The sequence below is a fragment of the Halobacillus sp. BBL2006 genome (assembly GCF_000786645.1).
GTDB lineage: Bacteria > Bacillota > Bacilli > Bacillales > Halobacillaceae > Halobacillus.
Genome location: NZ_JRNX01000627.1, coordinates 1 through 2,984, shown reverse-complemented (window position 1 = coordinate 2,984; position 2,984 = coordinate 1). Strand labels below are relative to the sequence as shown.

4 protein-coding genes and 1 pseudogene are annotated in these 2,984 nt (G+C 39.3%); all 5 read right to left on the bottom strand.

The genetic code is table 11. From position 1 onward, the window contains the following. Positions 1 to 419 (bottom strand): annotated as a pseudogene (locus LD39_RS17195) (phosphopentomutase); the annotation flags it as partial. 98 nt (positions 420 to 517) lie between these two features. Next, positions 518 to 1,405: a site-specific tyrosine recombinase XerD gene (xerD, locus tag LD39_RS17190; RefSeq protein WP_035550502.1), complete on the bottom strand. Its 888-nt coding sequence runs from the start codon at positions 1,403 to 1,405 to the stop codon at positions 518 to 520. A gap of 7 nt (positions 1,406 to 1,412) precedes the next feature. Then, the gene (locus LD39_RS17185) at positions 1,413 to 1,631 is read right to left on the bottom strand and encodes a YqzK family protein (protein WP_035550500.1); all 219 of its coding nucleotides are present in this window, start codon (positions 1,629 to 1,631) and stop codon (positions 1,413 to 1,415) included. A 247-nt stretch (positions 1,632 to 1,878) separates the two neighbouring features. Next, positions 1,879 to 2,355 carry a Fur family transcriptional regulator gene (locus LD39_RS17180; RefSeq protein ID WP_035550498.1) on the bottom strand — a complete coding sequence of 159 codons (477 nt, stop codon included), beginning with the start codon at positions 2,353 to 2,355 and terminating at the stop codon, positions 1,879 to 1,881. 107 nt (positions 2,356 to 2,462) lie between these two features. Further along, positions 2,463 to 2,984 (bottom strand): stage II sporulation protein M (spoIIM, locus tag LD39_RS17175; protein ID WP_035550495.1); only part of this gene is annotated, 522 nt, incomplete at its 5' end.

Sequence of the window (2,984 nt, the reverse complement as noted above, 5' to 3'; positions counted from 1 at the left end):
CCTAATTCTTTAATGATCTCTGTCCCAGAAGCTGGCTTATTACCAACGATTCCTCGTCCTGTTTTTTCTTTGATTTCATTCAACAGCTCTTCAGGGAAGCCATCCGGAAACGTACGGAACGGCTGATCAATGTATAAGCCCATAATCTCCCAGTGACCTGTCATCGTATCCTTTCCGTTAGAAGCTTCAACCATAGTGGTGTAATGAGCTTTAGGATGATCAGCGGCATCGATGCCTTTAATTTTACGGATGTTACTCAGTCCTAAAGACCCCATATTCGGCATATTAAGCCCACCCATGTGATCTGCTATATGTCCGAGCGTGTCGGCTCCTTTATCATCAAATTTTTCTGCATCTGGCGCTTCGCCGATTCCGACGGAGTCCATAACGATTAAAAATACACGGTTAAATTGTCTCATTAACGATCCCTCCTAATTTTTAATTTCCCAAATCTTAAAGATTTTACGCTAAACGGGGAGTTGTAGGATGTCAGACGACTAAAAATGTAAAAAAGTGTTTACGCTCGAGGATGATACGAGCGGTAAACATCTTTTAAACGTGTCTTTGTCACGTGTGTATAGATTTGTGTAGTTGATATGTCCGCGTGCCCAAGCATCTCCTGCACAGCTCTTAAATCGGCACCATTTTCAAGCAGGTGTGTTGCAAAAGAGTGTCTGAGCGTATGTGGAGTGAGATCTTTTTTTATCCCCATTTCGAGAGCAACCGCTTTCAGAATCTTCCAAAATCCTTGTCTCGTCAATCTATTCCCATGGTGATTGACAAATAACTCTTCTGTAAGTTTCTGTTTGACAAGCTCCCCGCGGCCAGTTTCCAAATAAAGTTCGACGGCCTCTTTTGCCATATCCCCCAAAGGTATAATGCGTTCCTTGGATCCTTTCCCCAGGCATCTGACAAACCCCATCGTTAAATGAAGATCACTTACCTTCAAGGAAACTAGCTCTGTAACCCGGAGACCAGTAGCGTATAACATTTCAAGCATTGCTTTATTTCTTGCAGACAACGGATCTTTCGCATGAATGTTCAACAGCCTATCCACTTCATCTGAAGACAGGACCTTAGGTAACTTCCGTTCTTTCTTCGGTGTCTCTATATGTAAACTAGGATCCTGGTTCGTAACCTTTTCACGGATTAAGAACTGATGATAGAGACGGATAGAAGAAAGTAATCTAGCTACCGTTGCAGAAGAGCGCCCTTTATCATTCAATTGGTGAAGATATTGCATAATGTGAGTCCTGCTGATTGAATCCCAGCTAGTAATACCGATATCTTTTTGAAGAAAAGCCTGGTATTGGGTCAGGTCCCGCTTGTACGATTGTATCGTGTTCGGTGATAGACCTCGCTCCACAGTTAAATAATGAAAAAAATCTTCTAAAGCATCCTGCATCGTTCACCTACTCTCCTAGACGAAAGAATATCGACAATCGATCCGTCCACTCTTGCTCAACCGGCTGGTAAACTTTGACTGCAGCCCCACCTGGAGGATCATATCGATGTTGTCTTTCATATTCTTCATGTACTAGTCTCAAAGCAAAGTAAAATACACACGTACATATTGTAAAAACTATGAGGACTTTGAGTAAATCTTTCAAATTGCGTGTCAGATTCGCCACAATCTCTCTCCTTTTACATGCTGTTTGTAAAAGGATATGCCCCAAAAGCCTGGGATTATACATCGAAATCAAGTTCGTTTTGACAACACAATTGATAGAGTTGTATGAACAACTGTCCCATCTACGATAAACGTACACGATTTCTTTATGTTTGTAAATAGAAATGAAGAGAAATGGCTTTTTATAAATGAGAATTCATAGAATCAAAATAAAAAGCCACTATGTAAAAATCATAGCGGCACACGATTCATTCTTCAGTTTGTTTAGATGAGGAAGCTGTAACTGCTTGTTTTTGACACACTCTACATATCCCGTGGAATGTTAAGCGATGATCTTTCACTTCAAATCCCCACTGATTTTCAACTTGATTTTCTACATCACCTAAAAGATCTTCATCAATTTCTTCGACAGAACCACATTCAATGCACACCAAGTGATGGTGAAAGTGTGTAGCACCTTCTTTTCTCAAATCATAACGGGAAACTCCGTCACCGAAGTTGATTTTGTCTACGACTTTTAGTTCAGTTAGCAGTTCCAGCGTACGGTAAACTGTAGCCAGACCGATTTCGGGTGCTTTCTCTTTTACGAGGAGGTAAACATCTTCTGCACTTAAATGATCTTCTTCGTTTTCCAAAAGCACTCGGACCGTAGCTTCCCTCTGTGGTGTTAGCTTGTAGCTCTGGGAATGCAACTGTTTTTTTATCTTCTCTATACGATGCTCCATTCGCTCGTCCCTCCCTCGTAATACCAACTTAATTATAATCAGAGACAGAACGAGTGTCAAATTATAATTATTATAATCTATTATTTGAAATAATTATTAATTGATAATTATTTGTATAACCAACGTAACACATATTCAAGAATCGTATTAGAAAAGAATACTTCAATAATGGAAGAAAACATCAATATTACTAACAGAACCCCAAACCACGCACTGTATCTGGTAAATGCTTTTAAAAGGGGCTGATGGACTCTTCTTATGAATAATTGCTTGCATAATGTAAGCGAAAAAATAAGAGCCAATGATCCAGCAATCAAATACGCTGGGATGATAATCAAATTTTGAGGTGCGATAGACACAGATGAAATTAACAGACCATACCAACCCATTTGATTAACGAGAAAGCCGACAGAAAAACCGATTACCAAACCTTTAATAAATAGCAATACCGTTATAATAGGCATCCCTATTATGGAAATGCCAAGGAGGAAAAGCAGCAAAAGATACTTTACATGATAAAGCATACTATCTTTCCAAAGAATCGTTCTCGGTGTTCCATCCATATCAATATTCTGCATAAAAAACTGCTTTAAATAAAAGAACAAATCTTGTTTCTGCACGAAATTCAT

What these genes read in the sequence shown, in the direction of transcription:
- xerD (WP_035550502.1), bottom strand. Translation starts at nt 1,405, where the DNA reads ATGCAGGATGCTTTAGAAGATTTTTTTCATTATTTAACTGTGGAGCGA.
- LD39_RS17180 (WP_035550498.1), bottom strand. Translation starts at nt 2,355, where the DNA reads ATGGAGCATCGTATAGAGAAGATAAAAAAACAGTTGCATTCCCAGAGC.